Consider the following 19,924-nt stretch of genomic DNA (forward strand, 5'->3'; position numbering starts at 1 on the left):
GTTCACTCCAGAATCATTGTGGCGGAACGCTCCAACTGACCGGCCAGGTCTTGGTAGGAGCCGTAGCCGATGCCGGCCCGGAGCAGCGCTCCGGCGTACAGGAGGTCGAGGGTCTCGAGAACTTCAGGATCGGCGGGCTGCCCCAGCGCCTCTTCGAGTCGCCCACGGATCTCGATACCGATCCGTACCCGCAGATGCTCGACATCGGGGTCGCTCCCGAGGAGGGCGTTCGTGACGGCACTCGACAGGCCCGGCTCGTCGGCGAGCAGGAGAGCGATGCCGCGGAGGACGGCGACGACGCGACCGGTCCGGTCGAGTCCGTCGGACTCGGGTCGTGGCGACTGCGACAGCCTGCGCCAGAAGACCTCGGCGACGAGGTGTTCCTTGGACGAGAAGTACGTGTAGGCGGTGGCCGGTCCGACACCGGCCTTCGAGGCGACCGCGCGGACGGTGAGGCCCGCGAAGTCTCCCTCGCGAAGCACCTGCACCGCAGACTCGCACAGTCGATCGACGGTATCGGCCTGCTTCGGCGTCAAGCGCCGACGCGTGGACTCGAAACTCATACTAGACACATGTCCGGACATTACATCAGATTTGTGTCCAGCGGGACCCATTCGACACCCCCTTCCGATTTAGCGAATCGAAAATCATTACGCCAGAACAGCATTGTCAGCGGCCGCTGTCCGTACTATATTCCAGACACCTGTCCAGCAGAAAGGTTCTGCGCAATGACGCTTCGACCTATCGACAGTTCTTCCCTCCTCGTCGACGGGAAGCTCGTTCCGGGCGCCGGCGGCGTGTTCGAGGTGATCGATCCCGCCACCGAGCAGGTCATCGGCCACGCGGCGGAGGGCACGGCGTCCGACATGGATGCGGCGATCGCCGCGGCCCGACGTGCATTCGACAACACCTCCTGGTCGCGCGACCACAGCTTCCGCGCGCACTGCCTGCGGCAACTGCGCGACGCCCTGCAGTCACACATCGAGGAACTGCGGGAGATCACGATCGCCGAGGTGGGCGCGCCCGCGATGCTCACGGCCGGCCCGCAACTCGAGGGGCCGATTGCCGACCTCGGCTACTTCGCCGACCTCGCCGAGTCGTACGCGTGGGAGACCGACCTGGGCGTCGCCGCACCGATGGGCATCAAGACCCGCCGCCGGGTCCTCCGGGAAGCCGTCGGCGTGGTCGGTGCGATCACGCCGTGGAACTTCCCCCACCAGATCAACTTCGCGAAGATCGGCCCCGCACTCGCCGCGGGCAGCACCGTCGTCCTCAAGCCGGCGCCGGACACCCCGTGGTGCGCGGCGCTGGTCGGCAAGGTCATCGCCGAGGAGACCGACATTCCGGCCGGCGTGATCAACATCGTCACCTCGACCGACCACCGACTCGGCGCTCAGCTCGCCCGCGATCCACGCGTCGACCTGATCTCGTTCACCGGATCCACCGCGACGGGGAAGGCCGTCATGGCCACCGCGTCGGAGTCACTCAAGAAGGTCTTCCTGGAACTGGGAGGCAAATCGGCCTTCATCGTCCTCGACGACGCCGATCTCGCCGCGGGGTGCGCGATCGCGGCCTTCACGGTGTGCACGCACGCCGGTCAGGGCTGCGCGATCACCACGCGCCTACTGGTGCCGCGCGAGCGCTACGACGAAGCGGTCGAGGCCACCGCCCGCACGATGGCCGGGATCCGCCCCGGGGATCCGAACCGGCGCGGAACCGTCTGCGGCCCCCTGATCTCCGCGCGGCAACGCGAGCGGGTCGAGGACTACCTGAAGCTCGCAGTCGAAGAGGGCGGAACGATCGTCGTGGGCGGCGGTCGTCCCGCCGAGCACGAGCGCGGATTCTTCGTCGAGCCCACTCTGATCTCCGGGCTCGACAACACTGCTCGCGTGGCGCAAGAGGAGATCTTCGGTCCGGTGCTGGTGATCCTCCCCCACGACGGCGACGACGACGCGATCCGCATCGCGAACGATTCGCCGTACGGCCTCTCCGGATCGGTATGGGGCAGTGACCCGGACCGCGTCCGGCACGTCGTGGAGGGCGTCCGCACCGGAACTCTCGCCGTCAACGGCGGCGTCTGGTACTCGGCCGATGCCCCGTTCGGCGGCTACAAGCAGTCCGGAATCGGACGCGAGATGGGCGTCGCCGGCTTCGAGGAATACCTGGAGACCAAGCTCGTCGCGGAACCCGCGACCGACTAGCCGAATTCGACGACAGGAGACAAGCAGATGGGACGTTTCGACGGACGCACCGCCATCGTCACGGGCGCCGCGCAGGGCATCGGTGAGGGGTATGCCCGGGCACTCGCCACCGAGGGCGCCGACGTGGTGGTGGCCGACCTCAACCGTGAACTCGGCGAGACCGTCGCCAAGCAGATCACTTCCGACGGCGGATCCGCCGTATTCAAGGAAGTCGATGTGGCCGAGCCGGACTCGGCGCTGGATCTGGCGGCATTCACGATCGAGAAGTTCGGCCGCATCGACCACCTCGTGAACAACGCGGCGATCTACGGCGGGATGAAGCTCGACTCGCTGCTGACGGTGCCGTGGGACTACTACAAGAAGTTCATGAGCGTGAACATGGACGGCGCGCTCAACGTGTGCCGGGCCGTGGTGCCGCACATGCGCGCGGGCGGCGGGTCGATCGTCAACCAGTCGTCCACCGCCGCATGGGTTTACTCCAACTTCTACGGTCTCGCCAAGGTCGGCATCAACGGTCTCACCCAGCAACTCGCGTTCGAGCTCGGCTGGTCCAACATCCGGATCAACGCGATAGCTCCCGGGCCGATCGACACCGAGGCCACCCGGACGGTGACACCCGGCAACATAGTCGCGGACATGGTCAAGCGGATTCCGCTACAGCGCATGGGTACTCCCGACGACTTGGTGGGCATGTGCCTGTTCCTGCTGTCCGACGAGGCCGGCTGGATCACGGGGCAGATCTTCAACGTCGACGGCGGTCAGGTGATCCGGTCGTGAGCGAACCCATCCGCGCGGGCGGCTACATCGGTCTCGGCAACATGGGCGCACCCATGGCCACGCGACTGCTGGAACGCCCGGGCACGCTGGTGGTCTGCGACGCGCGCGCCGAGGCTGTCGAGCCGTTCGCGAAGGCGGGTGCCACGGCGCTGTCGACACCGGCCGAAGTCGCGGACCGCACCTCGGTGATCTCGGTGACCGTGCTCGACGACGACCAGGTCCGCGACGTCGTTGCCGGTCCGGACGGCATCCTGTCGAGCGCCCGGCCCGGCACCGTGATCGCGGTCCACTCGACGATCAGCGACGTGACGGCAACCGAATTGGCCGCAACCTGCCGGGCCAAGGGTGTCGACCTGGTCGACGCGCCCGTCAGCGGCGGTGCGCCCGGAGCCCAGCAGGGCCGTCTGGCCGTCATGGTCGGCGGCAGCGACGACGCGTTCGAAGCCGTCCGAGAGCCCTTCGGGTACTTCGCCGAACTCGTGATCCACGCGGGCCCGGTGGGCGCCGGGACGCGGATGAAGCTGGCACGCAACCTGCTTCACTTCGTGTCGTTCACTGCGGCCTGCGAGGCACAGCGACTGGCCGAGGCCGCGGGACTCGACATTCGCAAGCTCGGCAAAGTGGTCCGGCACACCGATGCGATCACCGGAGGCGCCGGCGCGATCATGCTGCGCGAGACCACCGAGCCCGTCGCAGAGGAGGATCCGTGGTTCTCGATCCTCTCCCACGTCCGCAATCTCGGCGAGAAGGATCTCACGCTCGCACTCGATCTCGGCGGCAGGTTCGACGTCGACCTCCCGCTCGCAACCCGGGCACTCACCGGCCTCGGCCCCGGACTCGGTGTCGGCACGGGAACTCTCGCCGACCAGTCCACCCACCGGAAGGAAAACGTATGACGCACGAGAACGGCGACGCCGCCGCATCGGAGCGGCGCCAGCGGGGTGTCGCGATGATGAACCAGGTGTACGGCTGGGAGATGCCGTCGGACGTGCCCGGCGACTTCTTCGCCGTCACCGCCGACCATCTGTTCGCCGACATCTGGACCCGGCCCGGACTCAGCGTCCGTGACCGACGTCTGCTGCTCCTCGGTGCCATCGCCGCGCAGGGTCAGAGCGATGTCGCGAAGATCCAGATCAACGCCGCCCTGCACAACGAGGAGTTGACCGAACAACAGGTGGAGGAGGCTGCGATCTTCCTCTGCCACTACGTCGGCTGGCCGCTCGGCACCGGACTGAACAACGCTTTGATCTCCGTCAAGGCCGATCGGCGCAAGGCGGCGCGGGCCGCGGAGAAGCAACCGTCCGAGTAGTCCGGCGATTCGGGCACGCTACGCGTCCGCTACGCGAATACTGATTTATAGAACACGTTCTACCTGTTGCACGTCGAAAGGATCCACGTCCATGTCCGAGGCCACTCCCGTTCGCCCCCTGTCAGCCGAAGACATCGACACCTGGGATTACGAGGCCGACGTCGTCATTGCCGGTTACGGCATCGCGGGCGTGAGTGCCGCGGTCGAGGCGGCCCGCGCGGGTGCCGAGGTCCTCGTCCTCGAGCGTGCGGGCGGCTGGGGCGGCGCGGCATCCCTGGCCGGCGGGTTCATCTACATGGGCGGCGGCACGCCGCTGCAGAAGGCGCTCGGGTTCGACGACACCCCCGAGAACATGAAGACGTTCATGATGGCCGCGCTCGGGCCCGGCGCCGACGAAGCCAAGATCACCGAGTACTGCGAGGGCAGCGTCGACCACTACAACTGGCTGGTCGAGTGTGGTGTGCCGTTCAAGGAGAGCTTCTACGGTCAGCCCGGCTGGGAGACGCCGTTCGACGACGGCCTCATGTACTCGGGCGGCGAGAACGCGGCGCCCTTCAACGCGATCGCCACCCCCGCCCCGCGCGGCCACGTACCGCAGATGGCGGACAAGAAGGTGGGTGAGAAGGGCGGCGGCTACATGCTCATGAAGCCGCTGGTCGAGACCGCCGAGCAGCTGGGCGTGCAGGCCCAGTACGACATGCGCGTACAGACTCTCGTCACCGACGCCACCGGCCGTGTGGTCGGCGTGCAGGCCAAGCAGTACGGCAAGGACGTCGTCATCCGGGCCCGTAGGGGCGTCGTGCTGGCCACCGGCAGTTTCGCCTACAACAAGGACATGGTCGAGGCCTTCGCGCCGCGGCTCATCGGACGTCCGGGCGCGGCGATCGAGGAGCACGACGGCCGGTCGATCCGGATGGCGCAGGCGCTCGGTGCCGACCTGGCGCACATGGACGCCACGGAGGTCGCGTTCTTCGGGGATCCGCAGATGATGGTCCGCGGCATCCTGGTCAACGGTCGCGGCCAGCGCTACGTCAACGAGGACACCTACCCGGGCCGCATCGGCCAGCTCACGTTGCTGCAGAACGACAACCAGTCGTACCTGATCATCGACGAGGACGCGTACGAGGAGGCCAAGACCACCCCGAGTTCGACGCCGTTCTTCCGCTTCCAGCCCAAGTGGGTGGCCGAAACAGTCGAGGAACTCGAGTCCGAGATGGGGCTGCCGGAGGGGACGCTGCAAGCCACCGTCGAGGTCTACAACAAGCACGCAGCGAACGGACAGGATCCGGTCCTCGGCAAGAAGCCGGAGTGGGTCAAGCCCATCGGGTCGCCGATCGCCGCACTGGATCTGCGTAACTTCACCGCAGGCTTCACGCTCGGCGGCCTGCGCACCAACACCGCGTCGGAGGTCCTGCACGTGTCCGGCGACCCCATCCCCGGACTGTTCGCAGCGGGCCGCTGCACCGCCGGCGTGTGTGCGTGGGGCTACGCGTCGGGCACGTCTCTCGGTGACGGCAGCTTCTACGGCCGTCGAGCGGGCATCAGCGCCGCGAAAGGCTGACCGGAACCGACGCTGCGGACATGCCGGACGAACCGGTCCAGCGTGTCCGCGGCTGCTGACCCACAGCCCCCTCGAGGGGCATACTCGGAGGAGACCGTCGCCCCGCGCGGGGTGAAGTCCAACCGTCCGGGGATGAGTACATGACCGACGTCGAGACCGCCGACGGGAATGATCTCGTCGTCGATGCACTCCAAAACAACGGAATCACAACGATCTACGGCGTCGTCGGGATTCCGATCACCGATCTCGCGCGAACTGCGCAACGCCGGGGCATTCGCTATCTCGGGTTCCGCAACGAGCAGGCCGCCGGTCACGCGGCCGCCGCCGCCGGGTTTCTCACCGGACGGCCCGGGGTCTGCCTCACGGTTTCCGCGCCGGGCTACCTCAACGGACTGGTGGCGCTCGCGAACGCGACCACCGACTGCTTTCCGATGATCCAGATCAGTGGATCCAGCGAACGGTCGATCATCGATCTCCGGCAGGGCGACTACGAGGAACTCGACCAGCTCGCCGCCGCGCGCCCCTTCGCGAAAGCCGCATACCGCATCGACTCCCCCGATCTCATCGACGTCGGCGTCGCACGTGCTGTCCGCGCGGCCGTTTCGGGACGGCCCGGGGGCGTGTACCTGGATCTACCGGCACGAGTGCTCACCGGCGAGGGGCCGCGTGAGCGGCGCCCTGCGATCGTCGATCCCGCACCACGCCAGATCCCCGCGCCCGACGCGGTTCAGCGGGCGGCAGATCTGTTGACGCGGGCCGAGCGTCCGCTGATCGTGCTCGGCAAGGGTGCCGCCTACGCCCGCGCCGACAACGAGATCCGCGCGTTGGTCGAGACGACCGGCGCCCCCTTCCTCCCGATGTCGATGGCGAAGGGGCTGTTGCCCGACGACCACCCGCAGTCCGCCGCGGCAGCACGCTCACTCGTCCTCGGCAGCGCCGACGTCGTCGTGCTGATCGGAGCACGGCTCAATTGGATGCTCCGACACGGCTGCCCGCCACAATGGTCCGCCGATGCACAATTCGTCCAACTCGACATCTGCCCCACGGAGTTCGACAGCAACCGGCCGATCGCCGCCCCGGTGACCGGGGACATCACGTCCTCGGTATCGGCGCTGCGCGCGGCTCTCGAGTCGCGCGCGGTCACGCCGTCGCGAGAGTGGCTGTCCGAGATCGTGTCGAAGAAGCAGTCGAACGCCGCGAAGATGGAGTCGCGACTGCACGCCGACGTGCACCCGATGAACTTCGCGACCGCGCTTCGTGGTGTTTGTGACGCTCTCGCCGCGCACCCCGACACGATCATCGTGAGCGAGGGCGCCAACACACTGGACAACGCGCGCAACATCATTCCGATCCTCCGCCCGCGTCACCGGCTCGACACCGGAACGTGGGGCGTGATGGGCGTCGGGCTCGGTTACGCGATCGCGGCGGCCGTCGAGACCGGCCAACCGGTCGTTGCGATCGAGGGCGACAGCGCCTTCGGTTTCAGTGGCATGGAGATCGAGACGATCTGCAGATATCGGCTACCGATCGTCGTGGTCGTGTTCAACAACGGCGGAATCTACCGCGGCGACGAGGTCGACGCGAACTCGGCAGACCCTGCACCGACGGTGCTGCTGCACTCGAGCAGGTACGACACCCTGATCGAGGCGTTCGGTGGAGTCGGCTATCACGCCGAGACACCGGACGGGGTCGAGGCGGCGCTGCGCTCGGCGCTCTCGTCGGCCGAGCCGGCGCTGATCAATTGCGTCATCGATCCGGCCGTCGGAACCGAGAGCGGACATCTGCAGAAGCTCAATCGTCCTGCACACGAGGAGGAAACATGACCGCGCACGATCCCGGAGGACATCTCGATCCCACCAAACCGCAAGCGCTCGACGGCATCACGGTCGTCGACTTCACGCACGTCCTCGCGGGTCCGACGTGCACACGCATGCTCGCCGACGCGGGTGCACGGGTGATCAAGATCGAGCGGCCCGGGACCGGCGACGACACCCGGCAGATGGGGCCGTTCGCGGACGACGGCAGTTCCGAGTACTACCGTCTCGCGAACATCGGGAAGGAGAGCATCGCGCTCAACCTCAAGGACGCCGACGACTTGGCGCTGGTGCGGAACATGATCGCGCACGCGGACGTGGTGGTGGAGAACTTCCGGCCCGGAGTGATGGCGCATCTCGGGCTGGCGCTGGAAGACCTCGTCGCGCAGCATCCACGACTGGTCGCGTGTTCGGTGTCCGGGTTCGGCCAGTACGGTCCGATGCATCAGGAGTCGGCCTACGACACCGTGATTCAGGCGCTGTCGGGAATCATGGATGCCACCGGTTGGCCGGACGGACCGGCGACCCGGGTGGGAACGTCCATCTCGGATATCACTGCCGGGATCATGGGCTACTGCGGCATCGTCACCGCGCTCGTCGCCCGCGAGCGCACCGGACGCGGCACGACGGTGGACATCGCGATGCTCGACAGCACGTTCTCGCTCATGGAGCACGGCCTGATGGATGCCCTCGGCCCGCGGGTTCGCCCGACGCGCCTGGGCAACCGGCATCCGTTCATGTATCCGTTCGACACGTTCAACTGCAGCGACCGCCCCATCGCCATTGCCGTCGGCAACGATCACCTCTTCGAACTCATGTGTGGGGCAATGGGGCTCACCGATCTTCCGTCGGACAGCCGGTTCGCCACGAACGTCGATCGCTGCGCCAATCATGCCGACCTCAAGACCGCGATGGAGAACGTGCTGGGTACCGACACCGGGGAGGCGTGGCGCGGACGCTTGATCGAGGCCGGTGTGCCGGTCGGTATCGTGCTCAACGTCGACGACACCCGCAAACTCGACCAGATCGCAGTACGCGGAATGATCAAGAACGTCGGAGGTTTCGACGTGCCGGGCACACCGCTCAAATTCGGCACGTGGGATTCGCTCGGATCCACCATCCCTTCACCGGAACTCGACGACTGCGGCGACGCTATCCGCCGCGAGTTCGCAAACCGTCCCGATGCGTAATTGTCAACCGCGGGGTATCACGGTGACCGTGGCTTCCTGGCGGGCGTCCGGTGCACGCAACGTCAGGATGCGGGTGTCCGGGTTCCAGTCCGCGACACGCGCACCGTCGACGGTCGCGCCGTTCGGGAAGGTCCTTGCGGGGATGTAGATCTCGGTGGGCGCCGTGATCGACAGGTTCGGTACGTAGGAGAACTCGAGGCGGCCGGCGGTCGCAGCCCAGGACGTGAATTCGCCCGCGATTGCCCGCGGATACGGCTTGTCAAGCGTCGCAACGAGGTTGCGCTCCGCGCCGTCCTCAGCGTAGGGGCCCCACGGGCCCGGATCGCGCGACCAGTAAGAGACACCCGCACCCATCTCGCGGGCGGTGTCGTAGATCCGCTCGACGTAATCCAGGGCCCCGGGCAGCGTGGTGTCGAGTCCGAACTCCCCCAGAATGATCGGCGTGTTCCCCAGGTCTGCCGCAGTGCGCAGGACGTTGCCGCGCCAGGCGTCGATCGTCGCATCCACCTGAGTCCGGGAACTGCCGGTGTATCCGCCACCCAGGTCCATCGGCAGCGGATAGATGTGCGGGCAGTATGCGATCCGCTGCTCGCCGTCGCGGGCGTCGTCGATCGGGCGCAGTCCGCTGGGCGTACCCCAGTTGGTGCCCATCGCCTGGGGCGCGACGCACACCCACGTGTCCTGGTCGACGGTACGGATCGCGTCGGACGTCTTCTGGTACAGAGCCGTCAGGGGCCCCGCCTCGAACCCGGGGCCCTGCAGTGTGCCGCCGTACGGTTCGTTCATCAGATCGTAGGCCACCACCGCGGAATTGTCGGCGAATCGTTCGGCAACCGCGCGCCACGCGTTCGCGTAGTGGTCGGTGAGTTCGGGGTGTGCCCCGGTGGTGTTCCAGAAGTTGTCGAAGGCCCGCATCACGCCTGGCTCGAGGTAGTACATCTCCCACATGTCGTTGTCGCCCACGGGAAGACCGTCGAGATAGGTCGCCCATGCCGGCGCGCCGTTACCGTTCTGCCCGCTCGGTGTGATCGCGCCCGAGTACAGGTCCTGATGCATGTCGAGCATGACGCTGTAGCCGCGGTCTGCATACCAGCCGACACGTTCCGCGACCCGGTCCAAGTACTCCTGGCTGTAAACGCCCGGCGCCGGTTCCACCGACCGCCACGAAATGAGGAACCGCACGAAGTTGGTGCCCATGTCGGTGTGCTCACGGTCGAGGTCGGCCTCGGTGAACGTCGGCATTCCGTCCGGCGTGCTCTTGGCGCTCGACGCGGTGTTGAACCCGTTGAGGATCAGCGATCGTCCAGCGTCGTCGGTGAGATACGCAGTGGCCGGCGCCGGGTCCGCGCGCAGCGCCGCACCGATTCCGCCGGCGAGAACCAGTGCCCCGACGGCCGCCAACGACAGCACCCACACACGCCCCACCGCTTCACCATTCACTTTCGTACGCAAACCTGGACGATCGTCCTATTTCCTGGGCTAATGTTGCGCCATGTCTGTCCAGTCCGGGGCGTTTTCGGCAAGGCCATCGATTCAGCGGATCGGCGCGGGTCCGTGGCCCGCGACCGCAACCCTCGTCCTCGCGTCGATCGTCTTCGGCGTCTGGTCGATCACCGGCCGTATCCTGACGTTCAACCCGGAGTTACTGATTCCCAGCGCGATCGGCCTGCCGTTCGGTATCCCCCCGTTGCGCCTGTACCCGCTCGGTGACACGACGTGGTCGTTCTGGTTGGTGGATGTCGTGGCCGCACTCGTGATGGTCGCGGTGGCGTGGGCCCAGTTGATCGGCGGCCGGCGGCGGCCATTCCTCGTGGGCCTGCTCGCGGCGGTCCTCGGCGTCGTGGTCGGCAACCTGATTCGAGTCGTGTTCCTCAGCTTCGAGACCCATCAGGGCCTGGGCACGTATGCGCTCGCGGTGCTGCTGGGCACAATCGTGTCAGCGCTATGGGGTGCGGTTGTCGGCCTGCCGGTCGGGCTGGCGCATCTGCTCGACCGGCGTCTGCGGCGGCCCGCAGAGCCGGCTCCGCCGGCTCCGCCGGCCCGCCCCGCACGACGTCCAGCGAGGGCCGGAGCGCGCTGATCAGTTCAGCGGCCGTCCAGGACGTCGAGCAGTGCCCGAAGCACCTCGATCTCGTCCCGCAACTTGTCGATGCCGCTGTCGGTGATCCGGATCCACGATCGGGTACGCCGCCCCGTGTACTCCCGGTGCACCTCGATGCACCCCGCGCCGATCAGGACGTCGAGGTGGCGCCCGAGGTTGCCGTCGGTGAGACCCAGACCGTCTCGTATGAAGACGAAACTGACCTCCTCGGCGTCACCGAGCATCGACAGGATGGCGAGTCGCGTCTTCTGGTGAACGATTTCGTCGAGTCCGACGACACGACGTTGAGCGCTATCCAACCCGCGCCAACTCCTCCGACTCGGCGAGATAGCCGAGAACTCCGATCGCCGACACGATTGCCCCGAACGACGCCGTCACTACGCCCGTGACTACGGGATCTTCGATCATGTTGACGGACAACACCAAACGGATCGGCTCCGGAGCGACGACCAGCCCGAGCACCGATCCCGCCGCTGCCGTCACCCACAGGCGTTGGCGACGCTCCCGCCAGCCGAACACCCCGAATCCCGCAGCGAGCAGTGGCAGAGCGCCGACGACGGACGCGGCGACGAGGATCCACGGGATCGCGACGACCGACACAACGGCCGCGGCCGTGTGTACCCGATCCGCCTGCCCCGCAAACCGATCCGGTCAGCGCGCCGGGACATCACTACCGCCAGCAGCACGAAGGCGATCGGAATCGCAAGCCCGGACACGAGCACCGGCGGACTGCTACCGCCGAACATCTGCCCCAGCCCGATCACCGACGCCGCGGCACCCAGGATCAGCAGATTCGTCGAATCGACTCGGCGGCGCAGAGTTCCGGCGCGGGTGGCATCCGCCGTCGCGAGAACCGACGGGATCGGGCAGTAGTCCGCTCCTTGTCCGGTCATGGCATCACTCTGCAGTGCAGAGTGATGGTTGTCAATGATCGCGTCAGGCCACCCGAGCATGAGAGCCTCACGTGCATGGGGAGAAATATCAGTTGGCCGATACTCGATCGCGGCACACGCTTGTGGTGGCGCACCGTCGGCAGGCGGATCGATCTCGATGCCGAGCACGCGTGGCTGGCCGCGCCGGTCTCGGCTCGCGGCGCCGTCGGCGATCGTTGGCTTCCCGCCGAGGCGGAACGCATCGGCGGCGGGCTCATCCGCGACGGAGAATCTGAGAACGGTGGATCCGAGAACGGTGGATCCGAGAACGGTGGATCCGAGAACGGACTGTTGCCGAGCCTGGATGCCCTGGCCGGCCCGGGCTTCGATCCGACAGCCGTGCATCCAGCCATCCGCGGCTTCTACGAGCACACGTCGTCGTGGCGGATGGATGCCTGGACCAAGTGGTCGCGCGGTTTCGCCGGACCGGGCGCGCTGATCGAGTCGATGTACGGCAAACGGCTACAACAACTTGCGCTGCCGGTCGACTCGCTGGCGGTAGCCCACGGGGTGGACAGTGAGATCGTTGCGATCGTCGGCCCCGACGGCACACACGCCGGATCCGCCTGGCTTCGCACCCTCCGACGAACCGGCGACTTCATGTTCAGCGGCTACTACCGCGTCGGCAGGTTGCCCGGACACGAACAACCCAGCGTGCACGTCAGCTTCCCGCTCGAGCAGGGCAACGTGCAGGTGTACCTCCGCCCGACCAACGGGCCGGACGGTTCCATGACACTGTCGTCGCCGCCGGGCGATTTCGGCGACGACGGCGCATACGTGACCGTGATCGACGGAGGACGCACCTACGCCGCCCGCGTGCCGGTCCATGAGGAGTTCCACCTCTATGTCGACGACGAGGGGGTTGCCCGCACCGATCATGTCCTGAAGATGTGGGGTGCCACGGCCGTTCGATTGCACTACCGACTGGTGCCCGCCGATGCCGACCGACCCCGGACGCCGCGGACGCTCATCGCCGATTGACGACGAGCGTTCGCGTGCTGGTGCCGGGGAAGAGAGCCCCGGTGCCGCAGCCGACAGATCCGGCCATCGAATCAGATCAGATTGTGCGCGCGAGAGCCCTTTTCAAGCCGAGATGCATGTCCTCACGCGTGCGATCCGACACCGGCACCCCGGGAAATCCGTTGGATCCGTGGAAGGTTCCCGGACGGTGATGCAACTCGACGGGGACACCCGCTCGCATCAGACGCAGGGCGTACTCGATGGCCTCGTCGCGCAGCGGATCCAGTTCGTTGGCCGAGATCCACGCCGGCGGGAGTCCCGAGACGTCGACAGCGCGCGCTGCGGCCGCGTACGGGGGTGTCTCCGCCGATCGATCCCCGAGGTAGAAATCCCATCCGAGGACTGCCTGCCCGTGCGTCCACAGCGGCGTATCGACGAATTCGCGGACCGAATGCGTCTCCAAGCGGTCGTCGAGCATCGGGTTGTCCAGCAGCTGGTACGCGAGCCGCGGGCCGTCCTCGTCGCGCACCCGGAGCGCGAGGGCCGCCGCGAGTCCGGCGCCGGCGCTGATACCTCCGACGGCCAGCCGCGCGGGATCCACGCCCAGTTCGTCGCCGTGCGCCGCTACCCACGTCAGCGCGGCGAAGCAGTCGTCGAGTCCGGCCGGGTAGGGGTGCTCGGGCGCCAGCCGATACTCGACGCTGACGACGACGCAACCGACGACGTCCGCGATCTCGACGCAGGCGCGCTCGGACGCCTCGATCTCGCCGAAGACGTAGCCACCCCCGTGGAACCACACCAGCGCACCTGCCCCCGACTGCGCCGCGCCGGGGGTATAGATGCGGACGGGCACATTCGGTGCGCCCGCGGGACCCGCAACGAGCCGGTCGACAACGGCCATGTCGCGCGGCCGCACGACCGCCGCAGCGAGCTCGCGCGCGCGAATCCGCTGCCGCTCGCGGAAGGCGACCGGTTCGGCGATGTCCACCTGAGGGAGCGCCGGGATCAGCGTACGAAGCTCGGGGTGGATGCGATCGATCAACGCAGGCTCCTGGTGTCTCGGAACGGCACATACTGAGCGATGACGCTGCAGTTCGACATGATCCAGGGTAAGAACGGACATCGCGACGCGGAACCGGTGCGCCCACCGAGCGGGACGGCCGGGCGGCAGCGCTGGCGTGCGGAACCCACCCGGCTCACGGGGACTATCGAAGAACGAAGTGCTCCTCGATCGGCGTCCGGTGCTGCTGCCACACGTCGACCAGTCGCCACGGGCTGGCGACGATCACCCGTCCGCTGCCGTTGCGGTAGTAGGTGTGTGCGTTCGGGGTGTGCCGCCACACGGTGTCCTCCATCGCCCGGTCGATGTCGGCGATGTACGCGTCGTAGGCCTCCCGGGTCGGTTCGAGCGTGCGGGCGCCGCGTTCGGCGAGCAGGTGCAGGCACTCGACGATGTAGTGCACGGCCACCTCGATGCCGAAGTTGTTGCCGGCGCCGTGGCTCGGATTGGTGTTGGGCGCCGACGTGATGAACAGGTTCGGGAAGCCCGGGACGGTGCCACCGCGGTACGCCCTCGGGTTGCCGGACCACTCGTCGACCAGGGTGCGGCCGTCGCGTCCGCGAATGTCCATGGTGGACAGAAAGTCCAGATGGAACCCGGTGGCGTACACGATGACGTCCACCTCGACCAGATCGCCGTCCGGGGTGACGATGCCCTCCGGGACGATACGGGCGGGCTCCGCGACCAGGACGTCGACGTGCTCGCGCGCGAGCGCCGGGTAGTAGCCGCCGGGATCTCGGATGATGCGCTTACCGAACGGCGCGAAGTCCGGTGTTACCTTCGCGGCCAGTTCGGATCCGGCACCGAACGTCCGGTCGATGTAGGCGAGGCAGTCCTGCAGCAGCATGTCGTTGGCACGCGAGATCGACAGGTGCGTCGACGCCCACTCGGGGTCCACGATCACCACCGGGTAGGCGCTGTCCGCCGATCCCCAGAACGCCTTGAGACGCAGCCAGTTCGCGTAAAACGGCACGTGCCGCGAGAGCCACCGGTGGTACTCGGGAACGTCGTCACTGTCCCGCTTGCGTGGCGCCACCCAATGCGGCTGACGCTGGAACAGCGTCAGGTGCGCGACGTCGCCGGCTATCGAGTCGACGATCTGCGCCGAGGTGCATCCGGCGCCGATCACCGCGACCCGCTTGCCGGTGAGGTCGAGCGCCGGGTCCCACTCACCCGAGTGGACGCTGATCCCGGCGAAGGACTCTCGGCCCTCGACCCGGGGAAACTGCGGGCGGTTGAGGTAGCCCAGCGCGGTGATCACGGCCGCGGCATGCGTCACCGATCTAGTGCCGTCCGTAGACCGCGTGTGGACATTCCAGCGGTATGCCTTTTCGTCCCAGACGAGCGACTCGACCTCGGTGCCGAACCGGGTGTGCTCCCGGATCCCGTGTCTGTCGGCGACGTCACGCAGGTAGTCCTCGTACTCACCACCCTTGGGGTAGTAACTGGTCCAATCGGGGTTCAGCTCGGAGGAAAGCGAGTAGTACGACGACGGGGTGTCGACACCGACGCCCGGATAGTTCTGGATGAGCCAGGTGCCGCCGAGATCGTCGTTACGCTCGAGGAGCTCGTACGAAATCCCCTCGCGCGCAGCCGTGAGCGCGGCTGCGATGCCCGCAAGACCACCTCCGACGATGGCCAGATCGAGGGTGGCCGGGAGCGGCGTCGTACGGGGAAGGACGGGCTGCGCGGGGTGGAAGCCACCCTGCTCGGCCAGCATCGGCAGGAACTCGTCACCGAGCACTACGCCCAGCGCCAGCGGAACGAGTCGCGCGAACAGGTCCGAATCGTCCGGCGCGAGGCCTGCGACCTGCTCGTCCGCGGCGAGCGCCGCGGCGAGTTCGCCGACGATCGCGTCGACGGTGTCGGAATCGGCGACGCCCGCCATTTCGGGCGCGTCCGGGACGTGTGAGATCGCGTCGGCGTAGCGGTCGAGGACGCCGGTGTCCCCGGTGACCTGCGCGAGGACGGCCAGCAGGACGCCCGGATCGGCTCGTCGAAGATGGTTGACCAGCAGGTCGGGGTCCACCCGAGACCGATCGTCGCCATCGATCAGCGGGACAGCGGTACTGGAAGTCATAGGAATCTCCTTGCAGGCCCGGCATTCCGAGGCCGGGAGTCGGGAAAGTGCCGATGAAGCTCGCGCATCCGGTGCACGGCGATGTGTTCCGGGACAGTAGGCGACCAAACCGAGCCTGTCCATACCGATATCCCATTTAGCAGACTCTCAGTCTAGTTGTTTGCTCAAACGTCTACCGGAGACTGCTTCCGTGAGCTACCGTCCGACTCGTCCCCGCTGCACCGGACGCGCGACGCACACCTTTGCGCGCCACCCCGACGAAAGGCGTTGCCGGCCATGGATCCACTACGTTTCGACGGGCAAGTCGCCCTCATCACCGGGGTGTCCACATTCGGACTGGGCCTGACGTACGCCCGCCTGCTGGCCAGCCGCGGATGTTCGGTGGTGGTCAACGACCTCGGCCGAGACTGGGCAGGCGGAGCCACTGTTCCCGGAACCGACGAGGCTGTCCACCTGATCGAGGCCGACGGCGGCACCGCGGTCGGGGTGACCGGCGATGTGCTCACCGAGGCCGAGCGCATCGTGCAGAACGCGATCGACGCCTTCGGCCGCCTCGACGTCGTCATCAACAACGCCGGCGCCGGCGGCGACTTCGATACCCTCGTCGACGTGCACTTGCGCGGCGCCAACCGGATCACCGAGGCCGCGTGGCCGCATCTCTCCGCCACCGGGAGCGGCCGGATCCTCAACATCTCGTCGAACGGGAGTTTCGGCGCCCCAGCGATGCCGGGCTACGCCGCCGCCAAGGGTGCGATCCTCTCGCTCACCCGGACGCAGGCGATCCTCGGCAAGCGAATCGGCGTGCGTTCCAACGCGATCCTTCCAGCCGCGTGGACCCGCTCCACCGCCGGAATCGAACAGCCCGGATTCGGCGAATTCATGCAGGTGCACTTCCCGCCCGAGGCGGTCGCGGCGTTCGCCGCGTACCTCCTGCACGCCGACACCACCCTCACCGGCGAGGTGTTCACGGTGGGCGGCGGACTGGTCTCCCGCGTCGTGCAGGCCGAAACGCCGGGCGCACTGACCGACGACCACTCGCCCGAGACCTGGTCGGGCCTGATCGACCAGGTGATGGCACCCGGCGACATGACCGTGTCCAAATCGCTGTGGGCCCAGCTCGATTCGTTCGTATCCCGAATGAGCCCGCAGACCCGCGCGGACTGGGACGCCATCCGGGTCGCGCCCGACGTCGACGGCAAGGTCACGGCCTGAATCCCGAGAGGACACCGAACATGCTCGAACTCGACCCCGATGTCGCCGCCTACCTCGGCACCCGCGCGGACTGGGTCCCCATGCACGTGGCGGGAGTGCACGCCGCCCGCGCAGCCTTCGAGGCGGTTCCGCAACGCCCCGGACCGGATATGCACCACGTACAGGACCGCGTCGTCGACGGCCCGCACGGCCCGGTGCGCCTGCGGATCTACCGCCCCGTCGACGCGCGCGATCTCCCCGCGATCGTCTACTTCCACGGCGGCGGCCTGGTGATCGGCAGCATCGACACGTTCGACCGACTCGCCCGCCTCCTGGCCGAGGCGTCCGGTGCGGTGGTGGTGAGCGTCGACTATCGTCTCGCCCCCGAACATCCATACCCGGTGGCGACCGACGAGGCGTACTTCGCGACGCAGTGGGTGGACGCCAATTCCGCCGACCTCGGCATCGATCGCGAGCGGATCGCCGTCGCCGGGGACAGCGCCGGCGCGACCCTCGCGGCCGGCGTGACGCTGCAGACCCGCGACCAGGGCGGTGTGCCACTGGTGTTCCAGTTGCACATCTACGCGGGTATCGACCGCGACGACACCAAGCCGTCGGTGCTCGAGTTCGCGGACGGCCCGATCATCACGGCCGGCGACTTCGCGTGGACGAAGAACCTGTATCTCGGCGACGACCCGAGCCGGGACCACCCGTACGGCGTGCCGAGCCTGGCGGACGATCTGTCGGGGTTGCCGGCGGCGATCGTCGTCACGGCATCGCACGATCCGAGTCGGGACGGCGCCGAGGACTACGCGCATCGCCTGCGCGATGCCGGTGTCCAGACTGCAGTGCTGCGGTATCCCGGTGTGGCGCACGGCTTCCTGATGCACGCCGATCTGCACGCACGAGCGCGTATCGCGCTGGCCGAGATCGGAGGTCTCATGCGGGCCAAGTTCACGTACTGCTGAGGATTACTCCGACCGCAGTGCGGCGCACCAGACGTCGGTGATCGTGTCGATCGCGCCCGCGCGGTCGGCACGCCACCCGCGCACCATCCACGTGTTCAGGAACAGCTCGAGCCCGCTGATCAGCAGCAGCGCGCGCCGCTCGGCCTCCGCCGCGTCGAAACGCCCCCACAGTTCGTCGTTCGCGGTGAGCGCGTCGACGAAGCGATGGTGGTAGTCGAGATAGAACTCGTCGTAGCGAACCAGGCCCGCGGCCTGAACACGCAGCTTGTCGCGGCTGGCCTCCCACATCTCGACCACGCTCGTCACCCAGGCTCGGATCGTGGCACGCGACCAATCCGGGAGCCGACCGAAGTTCACGTACGTGACCTCGGCCCGATCCCACATCGTCACGACGACGGCCTGGACGATTGCATCCTTACTCGGAAAGTACGAGTACACGGTGGCCCTGCTCGCACCGGCCGCCTTGGCGATGTCGTCGATCGTCGTCTCGCGGAAGCCCCGCTCCCCGATCAGACGCGCCGCGGCGTCCATCAGGTGCTCCCGGCTCCTCTGCTTCTGCAACGCGCGCAGTGACAGCTTCTCGCCGGGTTCGGTTTCCATACTCGCAGTCTAGTATCCGCGCACGTTTGTCTGTGACCGCCCTTACACTCGCGTCATGACGGTGGATGTGACCCGCGCCCAGGTGCTCTCGTACCGCTGGCACGCCCAGCAACTCGATCGCGCCGCAGGCGCCGCGTCCGGCCCCACCGACTGCGATGTCCTCGATCTCGGCGTCCAGAACACCGGCCCCGACGGCGCAGCCTGGGCGCTTCGCCTCCGCGGCACGCCAGCCGACACGGGAGGCGATCTCGCACTCGCCTGGACCGTGCGCGGGGCGCCGCACAGCTACCGACGTGCCGATCTGCCGGCGATCGCGACCGCCACCGCCCCGCTGTCCGACGCGGATGCGGCCAAGCGAATCTACGATGCCAACCGGCCGCTGAAGGCCGCCGGGATTCCGACGCTGGACGCACTGCGGGCGGTGGCCACCGAGATGCGCGACATCGTCCGCGAACCCACCGTCAAGGGCGCGATGTCGGGGGCGCTCACCGCCCGCATGAGCGATCCCTATCTCCGGTTCTGCCGTCCCTGCAATGCGACGCACATGTACGAGATGCCGTTCCGGCTCGCGGCACTGCAGGCCGGGCTGGAACTGCGACCGAACACGTCACCGCCGGTGCTCGAGCGAATCCCGGGGTGGCGCGGCAAGCCCTACATGCGATCCGGCACCGACGCCGAGCGACGATTCGACGTGATTCGCGGCTATCTGAGGTTCTTCGGACCGTCCGATCCGAAAGCCGTCGCCGCGTACCTCGACGCACCGGTCAAAGACGTCAAGGCGCACTGGCCGACGGACGCAACCGAGGTCTCGGTCGACGGCACACCCGGGTGGATCCTGGCCGACGATCTGGACGCGCTGCTCGGCCCACCCACCGACGGCTCGGTCCGCCTCCTCGGCCCGTTCGATCCGTATCTGCAACTCAAGGATCGCGGACTGTTGGTCGCCGACGAGTCGCACCTCAAGGCGCAGTGGCCCACACTGGGCCGACCGGGCGCGGTCGCGGTCGGCGGCGAGATCGTCGGTCTGTGGCGGCCGCGGACGTCGGGGAAGAAGCTCAGCGTCGAGCTGACACCATGGACGCGTCTACCGAAACCGGTGCGGGCGGGCATCGATGCTCAGGCGAACCTGCTCGCCGACTTCCGCGGCGGGACGCTTGCCGGAGTGGTCGAGGCGTCCTGA

Annotated in this window: 19 protein-coding genes; 12 read left to right on the forward strand and 7 right to left on the reverse strand. The window is 67.6% G+C overall.

The genetic code is table 11. The features are described from left to right. Nucleotides 1-2 precede the first annotated feature (2 nt). Complete coding sequence (locus C8K36_RS08020) at nucleotides 3-563, reverse strand: TetR/AcrR family transcriptional regulator (RefSeq protein WP_107983949.1); 561 nt, start codon at nucleotides 561-563, stop codon at nucleotides 3-5. A 165-nt stretch (nucleotides 564-728) separates the two neighbouring features. Here C8K36_RS08020 and C8K36_RS08025 point away from each other — a divergent pair, with 165 nt between their 5' ends. From C8K36_RS08025 to C8K36_RS08055, 7 genes are all read left to right on the forward strand, one after another. Beyond that, the gene (locus C8K36_RS08025; protein WP_107983950.1) at nucleotides 729-2,201 is read left to right on the forward strand and encodes an aldehyde dehydrogenase; all 1,473 of its coding nucleotides are present in this window, start codon (nucleotides 729-731) and stop codon (nucleotides 2,199-2,201) included. A gap of 27 nt (nucleotides 2,202-2,228) precedes the next feature. Beyond that, nucleotides 2,229-2,978 (forward strand): SDR family oxidoreductase, encoded by a 750-nt coding sequence (locus C8K36_RS08030; RefSeq protein WP_107983951.1) that lies wholly within the window; start codon nucleotides 2,229-2,231, stop codon nucleotides 2,976-2,978. Next, nucleotides 2,975-3,874, forward strand: coding sequence for an NAD(P)-dependent oxidoreductase (locus tag C8K36_RS08035; protein ID WP_107983952.1), 900 nt, complete (start codon nucleotides 2,975-2,977; stop codon nucleotides 3,872-3,874). Before C8K36_RS08030 ends, C8K36_RS08035 begins: the two co-directional genes overlap by 4 nt. Beyond that, on the forward strand, nucleotides 3,871-4,287 hold the full coding sequence (locus C8K36_RS08040; RefSeq protein ID WP_107983953.1) for a carboxymuconolactone decarboxylase family protein: 417 nt from the start codon (nucleotides 3,871-3,873) through the stop codon (nucleotides 4,285-4,287). Before C8K36_RS08035 ends, C8K36_RS08040 begins: the two co-directional genes overlap by 4 nt. A 91-nt stretch (nucleotides 4,288-4,378) precedes the next feature. Then, the gene (locus tag C8K36_RS08045; protein ID WP_107983954.1) at nucleotides 4,379-5,848 is read left to right on the forward strand and encodes an FAD-dependent oxidoreductase; all 1,470 of its coding nucleotides are present in this window, start codon (nucleotides 4,379-4,381) and stop codon (nucleotides 5,846-5,848) included. Nucleotides 5,849-5,988: 140 nt separating this feature from the next. Continuing rightward, the gene (gene oxc / locus C8K36_RS08050) at nucleotides 5,989-7,671 is read left to right on the forward strand and encodes an oxalyl-CoA decarboxylase (RefSeq protein ID WP_107983955.1); all 1,683 of its coding nucleotides are present in this window, start codon (nucleotides 5,989-5,991) and stop codon (nucleotides 7,669-7,671) included. Further along, complete coding sequence (locus C8K36_RS08055) at nucleotides 7,668-8,852, forward strand: CaiB/BaiF CoA transferase family protein (protein ID WP_107983956.1); 1,185 nt, start codon at nucleotides 7,668-7,670, stop codon at nucleotides 8,850-8,852. The genes oxc and C8K36_RS08055 overlap by 4 nt, the downstream gene beginning before the upstream one ends. Nucleotides 8,853-8,855: 3 nt before the next feature. On the opposite strand, the gene C8K36_RS08060 is transcribed toward C8K36_RS08055, so the two are convergent. After that, nucleotides 8,856-10,277 (reverse strand): cellulase family glycosylhydrolase, encoded by a 1,422-nt coding sequence (locus tag C8K36_RS08060; RefSeq protein ID WP_107983957.1) that lies wholly within the window; start codon nucleotides 10,275-10,277, stop codon nucleotides 8,856-8,858. A 67-nt stretch (nucleotides 10,278-10,344) separates the two neighbouring features. Here C8K36_RS08060 and C8K36_RS08065 point away from each other — a divergent pair, with 67 nt between their 5' ends. After that, nucleotides 10,345-10,932, forward strand: a complete 588-nt coding sequence (locus tag C8K36_RS08065) for a hypothetical protein (RefSeq protein WP_107983958.1) — start codon at nucleotides 10,345-10,347, stop codon at nucleotides 10,930-10,932. A gap of 5 nt (nucleotides 10,933-10,937) precedes the next feature. Here the strand turns inward: C8K36_RS08065 and C8K36_RS08070 are convergent, their stop codons facing one another. Both C8K36_RS08070 and C8K36_RS08075 read right to left on the reverse strand, forming a co-directional pair. Continuing rightward, a complete protein-coding gene (locus tag C8K36_RS08070; RefSeq protein ID WP_219909995.1) occupies nucleotides 10,938-11,252 on the reverse strand; it encodes a transcriptional regulator in 315 nt (104 codons plus the stop codon). Beyond that, entirely contained in the window at nucleotides 11,245-11,553 is a 309-nt protein-coding gene (locus tag C8K36_RS08075; RefSeq protein WP_107983959.1) for a hypothetical protein, read from the reverse strand. Before C8K36_RS08075 ends, C8K36_RS08070 begins: the two co-directional genes overlap by 8 nt. A 368-nt stretch (nucleotides 11,554-11,921) precedes the next feature. On the opposite strand from C8K36_RS08075, the gene C8K36_RS08085 reads away from it, so the two are divergent. Next, nucleotides 11,922-12,866 carry a hypothetical protein gene (locus C8K36_RS08085; RefSeq protein ID WP_107983961.1) on the forward strand — a complete coding sequence of 315 codons (945 nt, stop codon included), beginning with the start codon at nucleotides 11,922-11,924 and terminating at the stop codon, nucleotides 12,864-12,866. Between the two features lie 76 nt (nucleotides 12,867-12,942). Here C8K36_RS08085 and C8K36_RS08090 read toward each other — a convergent pair whose 3' ends face one another. Further along, entirely contained in the window at nucleotides 12,943-13,887 is a 945-nt protein-coding gene (locus C8K36_RS08090; RefSeq protein ID WP_258195320.1) for an alpha/beta hydrolase, read from the reverse strand. Nucleotides 13,888-14,050: 163 nt separating this feature from the next. Then, complete coding sequence (locus C8K36_RS08095) at nucleotides 14,051-15,985, reverse strand: flavin-containing monooxygenase (RefSeq protein ID WP_107983962.1); 1,935 nt, start codon at nucleotides 15,983-15,985, stop codon at nucleotides 14,051-14,053. Between the two features lie 276 nt (nucleotides 15,986-16,261). Here C8K36_RS08095 and C8K36_RS08100 point away from each other — a divergent pair, with 276 nt between their 5' ends. Continuing rightward, on the forward strand, nucleotides 16,262-17,197 hold the full coding sequence (locus C8K36_RS08100) for an SDR family NAD(P)-dependent oxidoreductase (RefSeq protein WP_107983963.1): 936 nt from the start codon (nucleotides 16,262-16,264) through the stop codon (nucleotides 17,195-17,197). Nucleotides 17,198-17,217: 20 nt separating this feature from the next. After that, nucleotides 17,218-18,144, forward strand: a complete 927-nt coding sequence (locus tag C8K36_RS08105) for an alpha/beta hydrolase (protein WP_107983964.1) — start codon at nucleotides 17,218-17,220, stop codon at nucleotides 18,142-18,144. Nucleotides 18,145-18,147: 3 nt separating this feature from the next. Here C8K36_RS08105 and C8K36_RS08110 read toward each other — a convergent pair whose 3' ends face one another. Then, nucleotides 18,148-18,744 carry a TetR/AcrR family transcriptional regulator gene (locus C8K36_RS08110; protein WP_107983965.1) on the reverse strand — a complete coding sequence of 199 codons (597 nt, stop codon included), beginning with the start codon at nucleotides 18,742-18,744 and terminating at the stop codon, nucleotides 18,148-18,150. Between the two features lie 55 nt (nucleotides 18,745-18,799). Between C8K36_RS08110 and C8K36_RS08115 the strand changes: the two genes are divergently transcribed. Continuing rightward, a complete protein-coding gene (locus tag C8K36_RS08115) occupies nucleotides 18,800-19,924 on the forward strand; it encodes a winged helix DNA-binding domain-containing protein (protein ID WP_107983966.1) in 1,125 nt (374 codons plus the stop codon).

It is taken from the genome of Rhodococcus sp. OK519, from assembly GCF_003051005.1.
In the GTDB taxonomy this organism is placed as follows: Bacteria; Actinomycetota; Actinomycetes; order Mycobacteriales; family Mycobacteriaceae; genus Prescottella.